Source organism: Algoriphagus mannitolivorans DSM 15301, assembly GCF_000429425.1.
GTDB lineage: Bacteria > Bacteroidota > Bacteroidia > Cytophagales > Cyclobacteriaceae > Algoriphagus > Algoriphagus mannitolivorans.
Window position 1 is genome coordinate 138164 of record NZ_KE386902.1, and the last position, 18362, is coordinate 156525.

Sequence of the window (18362 nt, forward strand, 5' to 3'; positions counted from 1 at the left end):
AGTTTAAAAATAGACCCATTCGTATTAATCCTCCCTAGGAAAGGGATTAATCTTCCCGAGAAATTAAGAATTTGATTTTTCGAACAGTTCTTGATGGATTGCCAATACCTGTGGGATGAGCATTTTATTTTCTGAGTTTTTGATCACATAATTTGCCAAGGCGTTTTTTTCCTCATCCGGCATTTGCTGATCAATGATATGATTGATTTGCTCCTCGCTTCGATGGGGATCACGAAGCAATACTCTTGCTACCCGGATTTTTAAAGGAGAGCTGACATTGATTACTCCATCCAGTTTTTTCTCACCTCCTGATTCAAAAATCAGCGCCGCTTCTTTCAGTACATAAGGAGTGCTCTGCTGTTTGACCCAAGACTCAAAATCTCTCCCGACACAGGGATGAACCAGAGCATTGATTTTGGAAACAGCTTCCGAGTTTGAAAAGACCTTTTCAGCCAAATATTGTCGGTTCAACTCGCCAGTTTCAGAATAGCTCTCTATCCCGAATTCGGACTGAATGGAAGCTTTTAAATCGGGGTCATTTGCCATTAGCCATTTGGCCCGGTCATCTGCATAATAGACGGGGATTCCCAGAATCTCAAAAATTTTACATACGGTGGATTTTCCTGAGCCTATGCCACCGGTGATGCCGATTTTTAATGGGCTGGGCTTATTCATACTTAAGCTTCAGTATTTCGGGAGTGATTTTTACTTCTTTGAGGAAAGAAGGCAATGGCTGAACTCGAATAGAAATTGTGCTGTCCGCCCGGTTTCTCCTTCCGTAGTCCAAAATGGCTTCAAATTCCAAATCTTTTAATTCAGCTACTTTTCTGCCATCCACCAAGTAAGTCATCACGGGAGTGACCGATTCATCTTCCAGAGTCACAGTTCTTGGGAAATTGATCTTTTTTACTTTCAGTCTTTTGTTCCCTTCCATGAAGTTAACCACTGTAAAAGAAACGTTGATCTTATCCCGGTTGAGGCGAATGATTTCTGCAAGATCTTTTTCTATGGTCAAAGAAACTTCTCGGTCAAAGTCCTGATCAATTCTGGATTGATTGAGATCGACAGGGAATTTACCTTCAAAAATATCCAGGATTGAAGTTGGGCCAGTTACTTTAATGACCTCGGGATCAAATTTGATCTTTCCTTCAATGACGGAGTTTTTGCTTAGGGAATAGGAAGCGGAGTCCAATATTGGGCTGAGATTTCTGGTCTCGATCCTGTCGATTTTGAAAGTAACAGAATCCTCCAGAAAGCCAATCAGCTGCGTGGGGGTCAGAAAATCTCCCAGTGGCCTTTTCAACTCCGATGTAAGGATATGCTTCATGGAGGAGGGATCGGCTAAGGTAATTTTATAAGCCGGTTCGTTGAGATTAAAATACTTCCTCAATAAGTCCCATCCATTTCCTGAGATTTGGATTTGAACACTTGATGGAAGTGGTTGTACCGGAAAAAATCTTTCCCGATCGAATTCCCATTCGATTGGGTAATCTACAATAGTGCTGTAATTGTCCTTGTTGAGGGCATTTAAAATCCAAAAAGTGGTAGCTGCAAGAATGCAGAGAACTACCACTTTTAGATTAGAGAGTCTTTTGGATGAAATCCTCCTAGAGGATTTTTTATTTTCCGACAAAGCTCAAATTATTTGGTTGAAGTTGACTTTTTGGAGAAGTCCAATGAAATGGCTGACTTTTCGACTTTCACTTTCAATCCCCGGTCCAATTCCAAGAAGACTACATCGCCTTCTACACTGGATACTTTACCGTGGATTCCGCCGATAGTTACGACTTCATCTCCTTTTTTAATGTCTTCGATAAACTTCTTGGTTTCTTTTTGTTTTTTCTGCTGAGGTCTGATCATGAAAAAGTACATGATCAGGATAATGGAACCAAAGAGAAAAACCTGTCCAAGAATACCTGCACCTCCTGCTGAGGCTTGGGCCAAAAGAGTACTTAACATGTGCTTATCTCTTCAGTGGTCCAGTTGGTGCCGCAGCTCCGGCTAATTTAGGAGTGACAGAACCCTTCATTTGAAGTCTGGTCACCGTCGGGTTGGTGTTGGCCTGAATGGTAACGGTAGGGGCTTGAGCTCCGGACTTTGCAGCAGAGTTGAATACAACTTTCACAAAGCCTTGTTCACCTGGTTGCACAGGAGTTTTAGTCCAATCAGGGCTGGTACAGCCACAAGAAGCGGTAATGTTGGAAATGACCAATGGAGCTTGACCGTTGTTGGTGAAGTTGAAGACATGCTCGATGATTTGGCCTTCGTTGATGTTGCCAAAATCATATTCCATTTCTTTAAATTCAAATGCACCTAGAGTACTTGGGTCAGCAGAAGTAGCAGCCTGAGCATTTACTGGGGTAACAGCTGTATTCTGATTTTCCAGTTGAGCAATTTTGTCTTCTAGAGCTTGGATTTTTGCGGCTTGATCATCTTTTGCACCGCAGGCTCCCATAAGTAGGGCTAAAGCCAGTGCGCTAAGTAATTTGATTTTCATATCAGTTTTTACCTTGGTTGATTTGTTCGATTAATTTATTGACATCGCTGAGTAAGTTTTCAGCTTTGTTTTTTGCTTCGGAGATGACTCTTTTTCCTTCGGATTTGGCTTCGTTGAGATGGACTTCTTTTCCTTCCATTAGCTCATCGATCAAATCTTCCAACTCCTTTTTGTATTTGGAGAGTTGAAAAGAAAGTTTGTCTCGGGTATTTGCGCCAGTATCCGGTGCAAATAGGATCCCTAAGGCAGCGCCGACTCCGGCACCTACCATAAATGCAAGTAAGGAATTGCTGCTCTTGCTCATAGTTGTTTATTTATTGTCTAAAAGTCCACGACCACTCTTACGAATTTGGCCGCTTTCGGTTAATTCTTTTGATAAAACATCCAGCAAACCGTTGACAAATTGCTTGCTTTTTGGGGTGCTGTATGTCTTGGAAATATCAATGTATTCATTGATAGTAACTTTGACTGGAATGCTAGGAAAATTCTTCATTTCTGCCAAAGCCATGGAAATGATGATTTTATCGGTGAAGGCCAGCCTGTCAATATCCCAGTTTTTGGTTTTTTGAGAGATCAAAGTCTTACTTTCTGCATCATTTTCAATCGTGAAGTTAAAGATATTTTGAAAAAACTCTTTATCCTCTTCCCAGTTGATGGCGATTTGTGGAAGTTCCTGATCTTCTGCTTCTCCTGTCTCCGCACCGAATTTTAACACCTTGGAAGCCAAACTTCTGACTACCGCTTTGTTTTCAGTCCAATTGAGATCTTTTTCGGAGAAGTAATTTAGGATCACTTCGTTTTTGAAGATTATTTTTTTCAACAGATCATCAACCACTTCAAAATCCTGAGCTATACTCGGGTTGTTAATTTTCAGATACTCTTGGTAAGGCTCTGATGGCTTGATGTAATCTCTAAACCATTCCCTGATTTCCAACTCGATGTCATCCAAGTTAACATTGTTTCGGGCCACAGCGTTCCGATAGTCCTGAGATTCACGGATGTTTTCCAATACTTTGTTCTGAACCAGGTTGAGTTCATTGCCAAATCCCACGGGCTGATCACCGGCAAACTTTTTCTTTTTCTCCATTTCCTTCGCCACATGCTGGGCAAAGGCTTGAAGTAATTCGATGGCCAATAAATAAAGCTGAGGAATTCTCTCCGCGGAGATGACCATGTTTTTTAGCAAAAAATCCCGGTCTTTTTGATTGGCCAGGTGAAATTGCTTGAGCGCATCCAAAACCACTTGTTTGATTTTAGGACTGGCGTCGGAAGATTTTAGGACGGATTGGTTTTCCAGATTTTGATCAAAGAGCTTGACAGCCTCTTCGGCATCCCGATTGAGAGCAGCCTTATCCTGAAACTCCATACTGTTGAGGTCAGGAAGGAAAGACGCCCTTATGAAGTCTTTGGCTAGGTTTAGATTGGATCCTTTGCACTGTTCATAAGCATATAGATTTTGAAATGCCTTGACTCTGAGGATTCTTCTGTTGAGCATAATATTCTTAAAGAGCTGTAAATATAGGGATTTTGATATTGCTTCTCTTAGCCTAGAGAGGACAAAAAAACCACCGGAATAGGAATCCCGGTGGTTTTTCAATCAAGTGTGTTAAGTATTAAAAAGGAAGTTTTACTCTTCCGATAGATTCAATTCTAGCTTTGGCAGCCTGGATGGCAGCTTCTTGGGCAGGGATGTTCTCCTTCTCAGACTTATCCAAGATGCTTAGGCATGTGTCATAGATTTTTTCGGTTTGGGCAAAAACCAATTCTTTGTGGTAGTCACCAAAGTATTCTGCACCTACATTGATTACCCCTCCGGCATTGATCAGGAAGTCTGGAGCATAAATGATACCCTTTTCCATCAGGATTTTACCATGCTTCGCTTCATCTTTTAGCTGGTTGTTCGCACCACCAGCTACTACTTTGCACTTCAATCGGTCGATTGTTTGATCATTGATGGTAGCACCCAGCGCACATGGAGCATAGATGTCCATTGGCAAATCATAAATCACATTCGGATCAACCACCGTAGCGCCAGTTGCTTTGGAAATTTCCTTCAGCTTGTCTTCGAAAATATCTGTAATCATGATCTCGGCACCTTCTTTCACTAAGTAGTCGATTAGATACTTACCCACCTGTCCGACACCTTGTACGCCGATTTTTTTGCCTTGCAGGGAATCTGTTCCAAAGGCTTTTTTAGCGGCAGCTTTCATTCCCATGTAAACTCCGTAAGCAGTTACCGGAGAAGGGTCGCCAGCGCCTCCTTTGATTTGGGGAAGACCCGTCACATGGCGCGTTTCCATGGCGATGTATTCCATGTCGGAAGTCTTCATGTTGACGTCCTCAGCGGTCACATATCTTCCGCCTAAGCTCTCCACAAATCGTCCAAATCTTCTCAGGAAGGCTTCATTTTTCAATTTTGGATCACCGATGATTACGGCCTTTCCTCCGCCAAGATTAAGTCCAGCTAGGGAGTTCTTGAAAGTCATTCCTCTTGAAAGTCTCAATACATCGGTAATTGCCTCTTCTTCGGTAGCGTAAGGCCACATGCGAGTTCCACCCAAGGCTGGACCCAGCGTGGTGTTATGAATGCCGATCAAAGCCTTCAAACCGGTTGCCTGATCGTGGCAAATGACCAATTGTTCGTGGTCCATCGTGGTGATCTGTCCAAAAATGGATCCTTCATTCACCGTATCCGTTGTTTTAATCTCTAGCATGGAACTTAGCTTTTTAGAATGTGTTATATTTGGGTCAAAACCTTGGAAAAAGGCAGATACAAAATTAAATACTTTTATCTGCCTTCAAAAGAATCCTGTCGGAAGTTTCTTTAAGAATAATTTAGATTTTAAAGCTTTTATTTGGTGAAGCCACTTTGGAGATTAAATAAGTATTTGTTGAAATACAAGGGATTGTTGCTGTTGGGGATACTATTTACTGTGATCTCCAACGTTTTCGTAATAATTCCGGCCCAGCTTGTAAGAATAGCAATAGATTATGTGGTTCAGAGTTTGACGCTTTTTAGGCCACTTACCAAGGGAGGATTAGGAGAATTTGCCAGAGAAAATTTTCTTCAATATGTACTGATTTTCGGGGTGTTGATTTTGGTAATGGCCTTATTGAGAGGATTTTTCCTCTTTTTGATTCGGCAAACGATCATCATCATGTCCAGAAGGGTGGAGTATGACATGAAGAATGAAATTTTTGAACACTACCAGAATCTTCCGCTCAGCTTTTACAGGAAAAACAGCACCGGCGACCTCATGGCAAGAATCTCTGAGGATGTCAGTAGAGTTCGGATGTATTTGGGCCCTGCGATTATGTATGGTTTGAATCTTTTAATTCTTTTTCCATTGGTGATTTCCTACATGATCTCTGTCAATGCAGAACTCACATTTTACTCCTTGTTGCCACTTCCCGTACTCTCACTGAGTATCTATTTTGTCAATAATCTGATCAATGAGCGATCTGAAAAAATCCAGAGAAGTCTTTCTGGTTTGAGTACCTATGTTCAGGAAGCCTTTTCGGGGATTAGAGTGATCAAGGCGTTTGTTCGGGAAGAGGATTCTGCGAGAGAGTTTACCGTTCAAAGTGAAGAATACAAGGAAAAATCCATTGATCTCACGAAAGTTAACGCTCTGTTTTTCCCCCTGATTATGGCCCTAGTGGGGATCTCAACCATCATCACGGTATATGTAGGCGGGATGCAGGTTATTAGTGGAGAAATCGGCTACGGCGTCATTGCGGAATTCATTCTTTATGTGAACATGCTGACTTGGCCGGTGACATCGCTGGGTTGGGTGACCAGCATAGTCCAGCGTGCCGCTGCCTCACAAGTGCGGATCAATGAGTTTTTGGATGCTAAAAACGACATCGTCAGCACTGAAAATTTGGAAGTCAGCATCAATGGGGACATTGTAGTCAAAGACCTGACATTTGTGTATCCTGATTCCGGGATCAAAGCTTTGGATCAGGTGTCATTTGAAATCAAAGCAGGACAAACCTTGGGGATAATCGGAACAACCGGTTCCGGAAAATCTACAGTGGCCAACTTGCTGATGCGGATGTATGATCCTTCTCAAGGTCAAATTTTGATTGATCAAAAAGATATTCGTCGATATCAAGTTGCAGATTTGAGGAGACAAATAGGATATGTTCCTCAGGACGTATTCCTGTTCTCAGATACCATTGCCAACAACATCGGATTTGGTCTGGATCGCCCTGAACGCTCTTTGATCGAGCAAGCTGCCAAAGACGCTGATGTGTATCAAAATATTGTCGATTTCCCGAAAGGATTTGAGACCATGCTCGGTGAAAGGGGAATTACCTTGTCTGGTGGACAAAAACAAAGAGTCTCCATAGCACGGGCAATTGCCAAAGAACCCAAGATTCTGATCTTGGATGATTGCCTTTCAGCGGTAGATACCAAAACGGAAAATGCCATTCTTTCTGCCCTGAAAAACATCATGAAAGACAGAACTTCGGTGATCATTTCTCACCGGGTATCTTCAGCAAAGCTTGCAGATCATATCATCGTATTGGATGATGGTAAGATCATTGAGAAAGGGAACCACGAATCTCTGATGGCGCAGAAGGGGGTCTATGCCGAGCTATACGAAAAACAAACTCAGACAAGCGAGACAATTGAGGAGTAAAAGAGTTCCTTTGTTCAATTTTTCCTATCTTGATCATTCCAAGACCAAATTCTCAAAATATGGAAAAGAAGAAAAACCCAACTGCAGAGATTGAAGAAGTCCTGCAGGAAATCGGTCAAAAGATTGAAGAATTGGTGAAGAAAGGGGCTGAGGCAGGTGCAGATGTAAAAGAAGACATCGAGCAGAAGATCAAAGACTTGAAAGAGAATAAAACCACTTTGGAAGGTGAACTCCAAAAGGCCAAAGAACTTTTGAAAAAGGAGTTCAAAGAAAAAAAGGAAGAAATGGAGCCTAGACTCAAAGAGTCAAAGGGGTTCTTCAGAGAGGGACTCCGGCAGTTAGGACTTGCGTTCAAGGCGATATTTGGCAAATCATCCAAATAACCCTCCCAAAAGCTTACCGAATTAAAACAAAAAAGCTCAGGCGCTGAACCTGAGCTTTCTTCGTTTAGGAACTTTTTATTTTTGCTGAAGGACATTGCAGCGGTCGTAGGCTGGGTCAATGTCTATGAATACATCTTCTTTGGCAGTCAAAAACCATTTTTCCAAAACTTCATCTTCTTTTCTTCTCAAGGTAGCTGCCTTCATTTTCTCGTAATCATCCTGGAGATTGGCCTTATGAGCTGGATATCTTGCTTTGTAATAGAGAATCCGAACTTTGGTACCCTCTCTAGGATCTTCAAATCGAATTGGCCTGGTAATGTCTCCCACCTTCATGGTGTCGATGGTGAAATACAATACCGGATCTTCCAAAGTTCTCAAAGAAAGCCGGTTGGAATTGGTAGATGGGTCGGTGAAAAATCCACCTGCATCTGAGGTAGTTCTGTCTTGGGAATATTCCTTCGCGGCCTTGGCAAATTCGATTTTGCCGTCTTGAATTTCCTTTTTCAAGCTATCCAAATAGCGCTCCGCTTTCTTAATATCTTCCTCGGTAGCGGTTGGAATTCGAAGAATATGTCGGGTATTGTAAGTGGCCCCTCTGTTTTCCAAAAGCTGGATCATATGAAAACCAAACTGGGTTTCTACAGGATCACTGATTTCTCCCTGACGGAGGCTCAAAGCAGTAGCTTCATATTCTGGTGCCAATTCTCCTCTTCTGAAAAAACCTAAGTCACCTCCTTGAGCAGCAGAACCTGGGTCCATAGAGTATCTTTTTGCCAAATCCGCAAAATCAGCCTTGCCGTCCAAAATGTCCTGTTTGAATTTGGACAATTGGGCAATTATTTCTTCCCGTACTTTGGGATTGACGGTGGGTTTGCGGACGATTTGTCCTACCGTAGCTTCAGAAGTAAATAGCGGTAAGGAATCTCGCGGAATGCTGTTGAAGAAAGCTCTCACTTCAGCCGGGGAAACTGTGATTCCTTCTGTGATTTTATTTCTCATTCGCTGAACAATCAATTGTTCCCGAATGACATCTTCAATTTCTGATTTGAGCTGATCGGCGGTTTTTCCATATACCTCGACCAATACACTTTCATCTCCGCCGAATTGCTGCATGACAGCATTGAATCGGTTGTCCACCTGCAGCATCACCTCAGCATCGGTAACTATCACGGAATCGATCTCCGCCTTGGCAACCATCAGTTTGTTGATCATCAGGGATTCAAAAACATCACAACGGGATGGGGCAGCCATTCCTTGTTGGGATTGGGCTACAGCCTCAATGTAGGTTTTCTGAACATCTGATTCCAGAAGGATATTGTTGTTCACTTTGGCAACGATCTTATCCAATACCTGTCCAGTGGGTTGAGTCTCCTGGGCGAATACTGCTGTGAAGGGCAGAAAGAAAAACAGGAAGGATTTTAGTCGTTTTTTAAATTTCATAGGGATAAACATAATCTGAGATTCAAAGATCTGATCTCTTTGTCGGCTATTGGTTCAGGGCTAAATAAGTTTCTTCTTTGATGGAAGAGTTTATCACAACCGGATATTTGGATTTCAATTTTGAAACAAGAGTCTCCTCAAGATATTCTTGGTAATCGCGGATTACCAATCCCCTGGATTCCTCAAATTTCCTAGGTCCAGCAGGGAATTTCTGTCCTGTCAGGACTAAATAAGTGTGGCCATCGGCTTTGACTTCCTGATAGCTTTTGGAAGGGTCAATCAAAGATAAAACCGGGTGATTTCTGTATTCGAAAATGCCTGACTCGGTCTGATAAGCTAATGGTGTTTTTGCCTTGATCTGGTTTTCGAAGGATTGGATAATGGTTTCATTATATCCATTCCCTTGTAAATGGGATTTGGCTGCGTCCAAGCCTTTAGGATCCAGTATTTTCACCACAAAGGACTCTATACGGTCATCCCACTGGTAGCTTTCGAGATTTTGCATATAATACTCACGCTGTCCCAGAGAGTCAGTGATTCCTCGCTCCCATACTTCCTTATTCATCAAAGAGAAAAGCAAAATGCCATCCCGGTATTCTTTTAGGAGCATTTGGTATTCCTTATTGGTAGACTCGAGGTCTTTTTCCTCAGCTTTCGCCAAAATTTCGGCAACATACCGGTCATACCAGAAGTCAAATGTTGGGACAGTGCCTCGGTAAGCAATCTCTTGGCTATCGATATATTTTCCCAGATCAGCAGCCGTGTAGGCTTTTCCCTGGAAAGTAAATAAAGGTTTTGCTCCTAAAGACTGGCTTTCCAAACGTGCGTTGAACTCAGATTTCGGTACCTCATTCAGTTGGCTGGAAAGTGCCTGTACGGAAGGCTCATTTTCCTGGAATCCGTACCTAGCTTTTTGGATTGCCACTACCTGGGACTGAATCACGCTGGATCGGGAATCTCTTAATATCCTGGATCTGATGCTTTCTTCCAACTCCTCAAAAGTGTCAATTGGTCTTTTGGCTTCTAGACGGAGAATATGATAACCATATTGGGTACGAAGTGGAGGTGATATTTCACCAAATTCGGTCAGTGAAAATGCTGCCATTTCAAATTCCGGAATCATATTTCCGACACCAAACCAAGGCAATAAACCACCCCTGTCTTTGGTTCCCGGGTCCTCAGAGAAGTTCTTGACGATATCCTCCCAGATTGTTGACTCTTTTTGAATTTCAGTATAGATGTCGGCGATTTTTCGTCGGGCGTTTTCTTCTTGAGTAGGGTCTTTGGGATCGAAGCGTACTAAAATATGAGAAACCCTCACCTGTCCTGGGTTGGGCTGTCGATCTTTTACTTGGATGATGTGGTAGCCAAAATTGGTCAAAACCGGGTCAGATACCTGTCCGACCTGAAGCCCATAAGCGGCGTCTTCAAAGGGCTGAACCATCTGAAGGCTGGTGAAATAGCCCAAGTCTCCCTTGTTGGTCTGCGCTGAAGGATCATCAGAATACTGAACTGCCAGATCATTGATATTTCCGGAGTTTTCGATTTCTGATTTTACTTTCAAAGCCATTTTTAGGACGATCAAGCTGTCCTCAGTCGTAGCATTTGGCGGAAACTGGAAAAGGACATGGCTGGCTCGGATAATTTCCTGCATTCTGGAATAAGCCTTGCGAAGTTCTCCCTCTTCAATGGAGTTTTTGATCAGAAAAGGCGCAATGAGGGTTTCTTTAAAAGACGCAAATTCCAATTGGAATTCTTCAGTCTTGTCTAATCCCAATTCTTCAGCTTCACGGACTTTGAGCTGGTAATTGACGAATAATTCCAGATTTTCTTCAAATTCATCCCTGCTGATTCCCGGTGAGGATTTGTCGCCGCTACCTTTGGAAATAAGATATACCATATCATCCTTGTATACCGGCTTTCCTCCCACCGTCATCAATACAGATTGGTTTTGGGAGTTTTGGGCAAGGACACCAGAGGTAGGATTGCCCAGGAAGATGAAGATTAGCGAAAAAACGAATGCCGAAGCGGACCGGTGATTCATGTATTGGTATTCCTTAATTTAGGATGCAATGTTACAAATTTATCAGTAATTCAGGGAGAAAGCCGATTGCCCTTAGGTATTTAACCAAAATTAGGATCGGAACCATTTGATCAAACGGCAGGTATTTGTGCCGTTGTTTGATTCAAATTCAATCTCATCCATAATCTTTTTCACCAAAATGATGCCTAACCCTCCTTTTCGCTTGTCTAATATGACTTTTTTCAAATCCGGAGTCTCATAATCGAGCATGTTGAAGGCTTCTCCTTGATCAGAAATTTCAAAAATTATTTTTTCCGGTGAGTCTTTGATTTCAAGATTGATAATTTCTTGGGGGTTACATCCATGGGAATGGATGATCAGATTGGCACAGACTTCCTCCACCGCCAATGTCACCTGATGCCTATCAATTTCTGATAAGGAATAATTCTGAAGAGACTTCTTCAGAAAACTCCTCAATTCAGATAAAGCTGAGGTTTGACACGATATGTTGAGTCGGTGTTTCATTTAATTAATTTGCCAGGGCCTCCGATTTAGTGGAGTAGATGGGTATTAGTTGGTCCAATCCGAGGATTTTGAAGACTTCAAAAACTTTTGGACTGAGATTGGAGATTTTGAATCGGATATCCTGATCCTGAAAATCCTCCAAATAGGACATGAATACGCCCAATCCTGCGGATGAGATGTATTCCAGTTTACTTCCGTCCACCAAGATCATCTTGGATCCAGAATCAATCAGCTCTTTGATGACTTCATCCAGTTCTACGGAGTTGCTGGCATCCACCTCACCATGGAGGCTGATAATGTCATAAGAGCTTTCTTTAGTCTTTTCCAATCGGAGCATGGGATAAAAATCGGGTTAGGGTTTAATTTTGTCTTGTGGTGTCAGAAATTTTACGACCATCATGGAATAATCGTCATCGATCATTCCATTTCCGCCTACAAAGGCATGAAGGGAGTCTATCAACAAGTTTTGAATTTCTTTCGGAGTTTTGTCTTTGTGGATTTCTACCAGACTTCGGATTCTTTCAAATCCAAATTGCTGACCTTTTTGGTTTTTTGCTTCTACGATTCCGTCAGTGATTAGGACAAGGATGTCACCGGTAGAATAGTGGAAGGTCTTTTCCTGAACGTGATTTTCATATTTCCGGTTTCTTAAAATTCCTAGTCCAAGTCCGTCAACCAACATAAACTCTGATTTGTTCTCTGAGGTTTGGTAAAACAAAGTAGGCACATGACCTGCTCTGGCATGACAGATTTTTTGTTCTTGGATATTGATCAGGAATATAGAAGCGGTAATGAAGTGATTTCGTTCCAGACATTTGCTCAAGGCGGAATTTGCCCGGATCATAAATTCCGCCGGACTGAGGTTGAGTTGAATCAGACTGTGGAAGATTCCCTTCATTTGTGACATGTGAAAGGCTGCGGAGGTACCTTTCCCGGACACGTCGCCCATGATCAGGACGTAACGGTCCTCATCCAGCTTGTAAGTGTCATAGTAATCTCCTCCCACTTCATCAGCGGCATTGGAGTAAGCACAGATTTCAAAACTCTCCGGGTGGTCCAGTTTGGTGGGCAAAAGAGCCTTCTGCACTCGTTGTGCAATTTTAAGTTCTTCTTGATAGCGTTCGTTTTTTATTGCCTGGTTGAGCAATCGATGATTTTCTACAGCAATACAAGCCTGGCGTGAAAAGGTTTCAATGATGCTGATCATTTCCTTGTTAAACCCATCCTTCACTTCCTTCACCAAGATCATCTTTCCGATTTTGGAATTGTTTACCTCCAAAGGAAGGATCAAAGCAGACTCGAACTTGGGATGATTTAATCGGATGGTTTGAGGTTCGAGCGGGTATTGAGTCTTCGAAAAATCAGAGGATTGTTCTATTGCCGAAATTAACTCTTCTTGTGTAGGCTGATCTAAAAACCTTCTTTGCATTGAGGCCACTTCACTTCCATGGGAAATTATCTCGAGCCAAGCTCCGTCTGCATAGGAGGCACTCATGCAGGAGTCCATCAATATATCCAAGACCTGTTCTTCATTCTCATCGGGCTTGATAGACTGGGAGAGGCGCTGAAAGTTAATTGCTTCGGTGAGCTTCTGTTCAAATACCGAGGAGGTCGGTAGATTGAATAAGGTGACCAAAAAACTAAATAAGGCATAGAGAAAGATAAAAATGAACAGGGCGACCAGGAAAAGATTGTCCGTTAAGTTGACCTGATAAACTTCAGCATTACTGTACACCAAAAACCTTCTGAATAAGAAGCCGGTACAGATTAAAATCAAAAAAAGGAAGAGTAGGGACTTCCATTTTTCTTTGAAGTTCAAATAAGGGATCCACTTCAGGTTTCCTGAAAGAACAATGGAGATGACCAATAGAATCACCATCCCAAATATGAAGCTGTAGTCCAGATTGTTTTTGTTGAAAAACACAAAAAACATCGCTACCAAAAGTGCAAACTCAAAGGCTTGCCATTGTTTGACCACCTGTTTGGTTTTTTGATAAAGGATCAGGTGCTTCCAAAGTAGGGCCGAGGAAATCAGGAAAATGGTGGTCAGCGCAAAGTTGACGTGATAAAAGAAGTTCTTGAGAAAAGGCTCATCCGCGAGCTTGCTTTCCCCCAAAGAGTAATAAAACAGTTCGATTAATAGAGCCACTACCGTGGCAAATATGCCTGTGGTTGCCGCTCTCCAAATCAAATTTAGAAAGTCCTTTTGCTTGTTTTTTTCAATGGTATGGGAATAGAAAAAGTAAAGGGTAAAGAAGAACAAAATCTCTAAAATCCAGGTGATTTCGCTGGAAATCCCAGATTCCAAGGTGTTGATCATGCCAAAAATCCGGACCAAATCCACAAACAGCAAGGCCAGCCATACCAAGATGGATAGCAGCATGGAGAGTTTGCCGATATGGATGCTGGGGAGTTTGAACATGAATTCGCTTTGGCAATTATACTCAAACAGATTTTAACCTGATAAAATTAACCTAGGCTTGGTATTCAGAGACCGTTAAAAAATCTAAACACGTTCAAAGAACCACCAGTTCTTGAACGATTCCTTTTCCGATTTTTTCTTCGATCAGGGAAAGGACCTTGGATCGGTTGAGTTGAAGTTCTTTTTTGATTGGGCCGGAAGTGATTTTGACAAAAAGCTTTTGGTCCTTGATAAACACGCTGCTGGTTCGGTCTGCAATAGTTTTCCCCACGATCTCATCCCAGGAGTTGATTACCTGTTTTTCCCGGAATTTTCCTTCCAATCGATAGGCCTTGAGGAGCTCATTGAATGCTTCTTCTAAGGGAGCAGATTCTTTTTTTCTGCCTGGAAATCTATTCTGGTTCATAGGATTAAATGAAAAGTTCGGCAGCGATACTGTCTGCCAAAAGTTTTCCGCTTTTGCTCAAAGATAGGTGATTCCCCTTCCGCAGGAGCCATCCCGCGGCTTCTAATTTTTGGATTTCTTTGGACCGAAGAAGATGGAGCGCTACAGAAAACTCTTCTTGGAACGCTTCCAAATCGAGCCCCCAGCTGGTTCGTAAAGCGGTCAAAATCCTTTCGTTTGCCCGGTCTTCAATAGATTCCACTTCCTCGACATAGCAACTTTTGCCTGCTTGCAGAGATTTCAAGTATGTGACATTCGACGAAGGATTATATCCTCTTTGCTTCCCGTCAAAGGAATGCGCACTTGGGCCAATCCCCAAATAGGGGACCCCTTTCCAATAATTGGTGTTGTGAAGTGCCCAATGCCCAGGCTTCCCAAAATTTGAGATTTCATATTGCTCATAACCGGCTTGCTCGGTCTGCTCCTGTAGCCATTCAAACTGCTCAGCGACAAAATCATCCTCCGCTGGCTGGAAATAACCTTTCTGAGTCCACTTTCCTAAGGCTGTTTGGGGTTCGACTGTCAGAGAATAAGCGGAAATATGCCCGGGATCTTGCTCCAGTGCAATTCTAAGATCTTCTTTCCAAAGCTTGTGGTCGGTCGATGGAAATCCGTAAATCAGATCAAAGCTGAATTTTTCAAACCCTGCTTTTCTGGAAATTTCTATGGATTTTTTTGCCTGCTCTGCACTATGGGAGCGATTGTAAAATTGGAGTATTTCAGGATGAAAACTTTGAATCCCCAGGCTAAGGCGGTCGATGCCCATAGCCTTCCAGTCTTGAAGCCTCTCTGCATTTAAGTCATCGGGATTAGCTTCTAAGGTAGTCTCTTGAAGGTTTGTGGGGAAAAGTTTGAAAATTTCATCGTATAGCTCCGAAAGCTGAGCAGCACTCAAAAGTGATGGAGTTCCACCGCCAAAATAAACAGTACTGATTTCCTGATTTCCCATATAGGCTTTTCTCAATCGAAGCTCTTTTTTCATAGCTTGAACCAAATCATCCATCTTGGATAAGTTGGTGGTGAAATGGAAATCACAATAATGACAGGCTTGTCTGCAAAAGGGAATGTGGAAATAGATGCCTGCCATTTGAATTCAATTAATTTGCAAATATAACCAATCCGATTCGCAGCCTTGAAAGGGAAGATTTTATTCTGGGTTTTGTTTTTAGCTCCAATATTGGGATTGGGACAGCGCATTTATCGGGTTGAATGGACTTTTGAGGGGCAAAAAAGCGAATTGTATTTTCAGGACTCCCTGAGGGCAATTCATTCCACTGATTCTCTACTAAGGGTATTTCAATCTATAGGTTACCTGGAATCGGAAGTGAAGAGAATGATTTCTCAAGACTCTATAAAGTATAGAATTGAGGAAGGGGCACTCTATTATTGGACTCAGATCCATCATGACCAAATTCCTGAGCCTTTCTGGAAGAATCTGGAAAAACCGGGCGCTGGATATTTGGACGCCTATCGTTGGCTTGAGGAACTAGTGGGAGTTGCTGAAAATAAGGGATATCCCTTTGCCAGTGCCAAACTTGACAGTATTCGAATCCAAAAGAATGAACTGGAGGGTAGAGTGATTTTTGAGGCCGGGCCTTTGATCGTATGGGATAGTGTGTCTTTGCCAAAAAGTTCCAAGACGAATACAAGCTTCCTTCAGTTTTATTCAGGACTTGAGATCGGCCAACCTTTTTCTCAAAGACAATTTGAAATTGCCAGCCAGAAGCTTCGTAGGTCAAAATATTTTACACTGAGTGGTGTTCCAGAATTAAGTTTTCAGAATAAATCAGCCAAACCCTTTTTTCCGATCAAAGAAAGAAGAGTCAATGTGTTTGATGGAGTGATTGGCTTTTTACCCAACGAGAATGATGCGGGGAAACTATTAGTGACTGGTCAGGTGGATCTACAGCTATATCATTTAGGGGGGAAGGGCAGAGATATAGCTTTGCAATGGCAACGACTTAATATTCAGTCTCAGTCTCTTGAATTGGCATATCGGGAGGCTTTTATCTTCCGGTCTAAATTGGATTTTGGGACACAATTTTCCCTGCTTAAACAAGATAGCTCTTTTGTAAACCGGGAATTTGAATTGGATTTTGGATACCAGATTTCTGATTCAGGATATCTGAGGTTTTTCAGCAATCGAAAGTCCGGAGATTTGTTGTCCTCCAATTTTGGAAGAAGTGGAGCTAATCTTCCGCCTGCCATTGATTATCGTTGGACTCAATATGGTCTGAGAGGAGAATGGGATTATAGAAATGATGTGGTTTTTCCCCGAAGAGGAGGAATGTTTCAGGCTAATTTCTCTGTCGGTAATAAAAGAGTGTTGGAGAACACGGGGATACCTGTAGAAGCCTACGAAGGTGTAGCGGAAAGTTCATTACAAATTCAAGGCGGATTTGAAGGAGAAAAACATGTTTATATCAACCCTGTGTGGGGAATGTGGATGAAAGGTGCTTTTGGGGTTTTACAAAATGACAATCTTTTCCTCAATGAATATTTCAGATTAGGAGGTCTGAAGACCATCAGAGGATTCAACGAGAAATTTTTCTTTGCCAAGTCTTTTGGATACCTATCCTTGGAGCAGCGCTTATTTTTTGGAGAAAACACCTATTTAATGGCTTTCGCCGATATCGGGATACTGGAAAACGCCTACAATTCTCCAAAAAAAGATCAGCCATTTTCATTTGGGACAGGAATCAATTTGGACACAGGCGGAGGATTGTTCAGTTTTGTATTTGCTTTGGGTAAATCCAACGTTCAACCCCTTTCCTTTGAATATGCCAGAGTTCATTTTGGATATCTGGCCAGGTTTTAGAGTAGCTTTATTTATGGTAAGAATAATTCTTTTTCTGATTTCTTTTTTCCTCTTGGTGTCTAATGCTAGTGCCCAGGTATTGGAGAACTATAATGGGAAAAATGAAGTGACAGAGAGAAATAGTTGGATGATCACCGAAACTCAGTTGAATTATCAAATCAATCTGAACACCTATCCACTTGCTAATTTTTATTTAGAAGTACCCGAAGAATGCACTGTCTTTTTAGACGGTAAGCTGTGGTTCATCGCGGAAAGAGACACTACAGTCCTTACGCCGATCGCACAAGTGGCAGAAGAGTTTGGGAGTAAAGAAGTGAAGCTAACATTGGTGGGAAGAGATTTGGATTCGGATAATGTTTCGGTTCAAAAAATTCTGTCCGTTCCGAGTATAGTTCCTGTAGAAATTTCAGAGGAGGGGCAACTCCCATTGGTTCCTCGAAATAATAATTTCCAAGGATTTATAGATTTCTATTTTGTCAGTCTCTTTTTGATTTTGTTTTTGCTTGCATTGTACCGTGTCGGTTATCCATTTCTTTTTTCGGTGATGCTTAGTCCCTTGTCGGTGATCAACGCGGAGGATTTCTCCGAAAGTGGGAGTTTGAGAAAGTTCTTCTCCTTTGATATTCAGATGTATCTTTTCATCGTGAGTATGATGCTGGCTCAGGTAGTGTTGACGGTGGGAATCATCTTCAAACCCCTTCAATTATCAGAATGGGTAAATATGGATTTTGTAAGTCTTTTATCAGCTTGGATAGGGTTTTCGATTTTTTTCCTGTTTCTGACACTGGTGAAGTTTATTACTATCAGGATTGTTTCTTACCTGTTTGACCTTGGAAAAACAGATTTTGCTCATTTTTTCTATTTACTGAGAATGATCGTTTTTTCAGTGGCAATGGTGTCTTTGGCTACAGCGGTTCTGATGGTCAATAACTTTGGTTCGTTGGAGGCAAATTTCTCCTGGTTTTTGACTGGAATGTTCTGGGTATACCTACTGGCCATACTTGGATTGTTTCTGATTATGGTGAGTAGATTGAGTTTTAAGAAATACCATTTATTTACTTACCTTTGCATCGCAGAATTAGTGCCCTTTTTGATTTTTTCTAAATGGATTTGGGTGCTAATCAATTAACGATTCTGAATATCTAAATAGGAATAATTGG

At 42.0% G+C, this 18362-nt stretch carries 18 protein-coding genes; 4 read left to right on the plus strand and 14 right to left on the minus strand.

The features are described from left to right. Nucleotides 1-63: 63 nt before the first annotated feature. The 7 genes from coaE to G458_RS0117530 form a co-directional block, all read right to left on the minus strand. Nucleotides 64-675 (minus strand): dephospho-CoA kinase, encoded by a 612-nt coding sequence (gene coaE / locus G458_RS0117500; RefSeq protein ID WP_026953043.1) that lies wholly within the window; start codon nucleotides 673-675, stop codon nucleotides 64-66. After that, nucleotides 668-1573, minus strand: a complete 906-nt coding sequence (locus G458_RS0117505; RefSeq protein ID WP_245579291.1) for a YbbR-like domain-containing protein — start codon at nucleotides 1571-1573, stop codon at nucleotides 668-670. The genes coaE and G458_RS0117505 overlap by 8 nt, the downstream gene beginning before the upstream one ends. A gap of 68 nt (nucleotides 1574-1641) precedes the next feature. After that, complete coding sequence (yajC, locus tag G458_RS0117510) at nucleotides 1642-1959, minus strand: preprotein translocase subunit YajC (protein ID WP_026953045.1); 318 nt, start codon at nucleotides 1957-1959, stop codon at nucleotides 1642-1644. Nucleotides 1960-1963: 4 nt separating this feature from the next. Then, complete coding sequence (locus tag G458_RS0117515; protein ID WP_026953046.1) at nucleotides 1964-2497, minus strand: DUF1573 domain-containing protein; 534 nt, start codon at nucleotides 2495-2497, stop codon at nucleotides 1964-1966. Between the two features lies 1 nt (nucleotide 2498). Then, nucleotides 2499-2801, minus strand: a complete 303-nt coding sequence (locus G458_RS0117520; RefSeq protein ID WP_026953047.1) for a YtxH domain-containing protein — start codon at nucleotides 2799-2801, stop codon at nucleotides 2499-2501. A 6-nt stretch (nucleotides 2802-2807) separates the two neighbouring features. Beyond that, a complete protein-coding gene (nusB, locus tag G458_RS0117525; protein WP_026953048.1) occupies nucleotides 2808-3992 on the minus strand; it encodes a transcription antitermination factor NusB in 1185 nt (394 codons plus the stop codon). Nucleotides 3993-4110: 118 nt separating this feature from the next. Next, the gene (locus G458_RS0117530; protein ID WP_026953049.1) at nucleotides 4111-5211 is read right to left on the minus strand and encodes a Glu/Leu/Phe/Val dehydrogenase dimerization domain-containing protein; all 1101 of its coding nucleotides are present in this window, start codon (nucleotides 5209-5211) and stop codon (nucleotides 4111-4113) included. A gap of 144 nt (nucleotides 5212-5355) precedes the next feature. On the opposite strand from G458_RS0117530, the gene G458_RS0117540 reads away from it, so the two are divergent. After that, nucleotides 5356-7146, plus strand: coding sequence for an ABC transporter ATP-binding protein (locus G458_RS0117540; protein ID WP_026953050.1), 1791 nt, complete (start codon nucleotides 5356-5358; stop codon nucleotides 7144-7146). Between the two features lie 59 nt (nucleotides 7147-7205). Beyond that, on the plus strand, nucleotides 7206-7529 hold the full coding sequence (locus tag G458_RS0117545; RefSeq protein WP_035468450.1) for a hypothetical protein: 324 nt from the start codon (nucleotides 7206-7208) through the stop codon (nucleotides 7527-7529). A 75-nt stretch (nucleotides 7530-7604) separates the two neighbouring features. Here G458_RS0117545 and G458_RS0117550 read toward each other — a convergent pair whose 3' ends face one another. From G458_RS0117550 to hemW, 7 genes are all read right to left on the minus strand, one after another. After that, nucleotides 7605-8969: a peptidylprolyl isomerase gene (locus G458_RS0117550; RefSeq protein WP_051287455.1), complete on the minus strand. Its 1365-nt coding sequence runs from the start codon at nucleotides 8967-8969 to the stop codon at nucleotides 7605-7607. 46 nt (nucleotides 8970-9015) lie between these two features. After that, entirely contained in the window at nucleotides 9016-11013 is a 1998-nt protein-coding gene (locus G458_RS0117555) for a peptidylprolyl isomerase (protein ID WP_026953053.1), read from the minus strand. A gap of 90 nt (nucleotides 11014-11103) precedes the next feature. After that, the gene (locus G458_RS0117560) at nucleotides 11104-11517 is read right to left on the minus strand and encodes an ATP-binding protein (RefSeq protein WP_026953054.1); all 414 of its coding nucleotides are present in this window, start codon (nucleotides 11515-11517) and stop codon (nucleotides 11104-11106) included. 4 nt (nucleotides 11518-11521) lie between these two features. Further along, the gene (locus tag G458_RS0117565; RefSeq protein WP_026953055.1) at nucleotides 11522-11854 is read right to left on the minus strand and encodes an STAS domain-containing protein; all 333 of its coding nucleotides are present in this window, start codon (nucleotides 11852-11854) and stop codon (nucleotides 11522-11524) included. Between the two features lie 15 nt (nucleotides 11855-11869). Further along, nucleotides 11870-13939, minus strand: coding sequence for a PP2C family protein-serine/threonine phosphatase (locus G458_RS0117570; RefSeq protein ID WP_026953056.1), 2070 nt, complete (start codon nucleotides 13937-13939; stop codon nucleotides 11870-11872). A 94-nt stretch (nucleotides 13940-14033) separates the two neighbouring features. Then, on the minus strand, nucleotides 14034-14345 hold the full coding sequence (locus G458_RS0117575; RefSeq protein ID WP_026953057.1) for a DUF721 domain-containing protein: 312 nt from the start codon (nucleotides 14343-14345) through the stop codon (nucleotides 14034-14036). 4 nt (nucleotides 14346-14349) lie between these two features. Further along, the gene (gene hemW / locus G458_RS0117580; RefSeq protein ID WP_026953058.1) at nucleotides 14350-15471 is read right to left on the minus strand and encodes a radical SAM family heme chaperone HemW; all 1122 of its coding nucleotides are present in this window, start codon (nucleotides 15469-15471) and stop codon (nucleotides 14350-14352) included. A 45-nt stretch (nucleotides 15472-15516) separates the two neighbouring features. Here hemW and G458_RS21135 point away from each other — a divergent pair, with 45 nt between their 5' ends. Then, the gene (locus G458_RS21135) at nucleotides 15517-17202 is read left to right on the plus strand and encodes a BamA/TamA family outer membrane protein (protein ID WP_051287419.1); all 1686 of its coding nucleotides are present in this window, start codon (nucleotides 15517-15519) and stop codon (nucleotides 17200-17202) included. After that, nucleotides 17165-18331, plus strand: a complete 1167-nt coding sequence (locus G458_RS0117590; RefSeq protein WP_026953059.1) for a DUF4271 domain-containing protein — start codon at nucleotides 17165-17167, stop codon at nucleotides 18329-18331. The genes G458_RS21135 and G458_RS0117590 overlap by 38 nt, the downstream gene beginning before the upstream one ends. The last annotated feature ends 31 nt before the right edge of the window (nucleotides 18332-18362 follow it).

What these genes read in the sequence shown, in the direction of transcription:
- G458_RS0117545 (WP_035468450.1), top strand. Translation starts at nt 7,206, where the DNA reads ATGGAAAAGAAGAAAAACCCAACTGCAGAGATTGAAGAAGTCCTGCAG.
- hemW (WP_026953058.1), bottom strand. Translation starts at nt 15,471, where the DNA reads ATGGCAGGCATCTATTTCCACATTCCCTTTTGCAGACAAGCCTGTCAT.
- G458_RS0117530 (WP_026953049.1), bottom strand. Translation starts at nt 5,211, where the DNA reads ATGCTAGAGATTAAAACAACGGATACGGTGAATGAAGGATCCATTTTT.
- G458_RS0117570 (WP_026953056.1), bottom strand. Translation starts at nt 13,939, where the DNA reads ATGTTCAAACTCCCCAGCATCCATATCGGCAAACTCTCCATGCTGCTA.
- G458_RS0117515 (WP_026953046.1), bottom strand. Translation starts at nt 2,497, where the DNA reads ATGAAAATCAAATTACTTAGCGCACTGGCTTTAGCCCTACTTATGGGA.
- G458_RS0117565 (WP_026953055.1), bottom strand. Translation starts at nt 11,854, where the DNA reads ATGCTCCGATTGGAAAAGACTAAAGAAAGCTCTTATGACATTATCAGC.
- G458_RS0117560 (WP_026953054.1), bottom strand. Translation starts at nt 11,517, where the DNA reads ATGAAACACCGACTCAACATATCGTGTCAAACCTCAGCTTTATCTGAA.
- coaE (WP_026953043.1), bottom strand. Translation starts at nt 675, where the DNA reads ATGAATAAGCCCAGCCCATTAAAAATCGGCATCACCGGTGGCATAGGC.
- nusB (WP_026953048.1), bottom strand. Translation starts at nt 3,992, where the DNA reads ATGCTCAACAGAAGAATCCTCAGAGTCAAGGCATTTCAAAATCTATAT.
- yajC (WP_026953045.1), bottom strand. Translation starts at nt 1,959, where the DNA reads ATGTTAAGTACTCTTTTGGCCCAAGCCTCAGCAGGAGGTGCAGGTATT.
- G458_RS0117575 (WP_026953057.1), bottom strand. Translation starts at nt 14,345, where the DNA reads ATGAACCAGAATAGATTTCCAGGCAGAAAAAAAGAATCTGCTCCCTTA.
- G458_RS0117550 (WP_051287455.1), bottom strand. Translation starts at nt 8,969, where the DNA reads ATGAAATTTAAAAAACGACTAAAATCCTTCCTGTTTTTCTTTCTGCCC.
- G458_RS0117520 (WP_026953047.1), bottom strand. Translation starts at nt 2,801, where the DNA reads ATGAGCAAGAGCAGCAATTCCTTACTTGCATTTATGGTAGGTGCCGGA.
- G458_RS0117555 (WP_026953053.1), bottom strand. Translation starts at nt 11,013, where the DNA reads ATGAATCACCGGTCCGCTTCGGCATTCGTTTTTTCGCTAATCTTCATC.
- G458_RS0117590 (WP_026953059.1), top strand. Translation starts at nt 17,165, where the DNA reads ATGCCAGAGTTCATTTTGGATATCTGGCCAGGTTTTAGAGTAGCTTTA.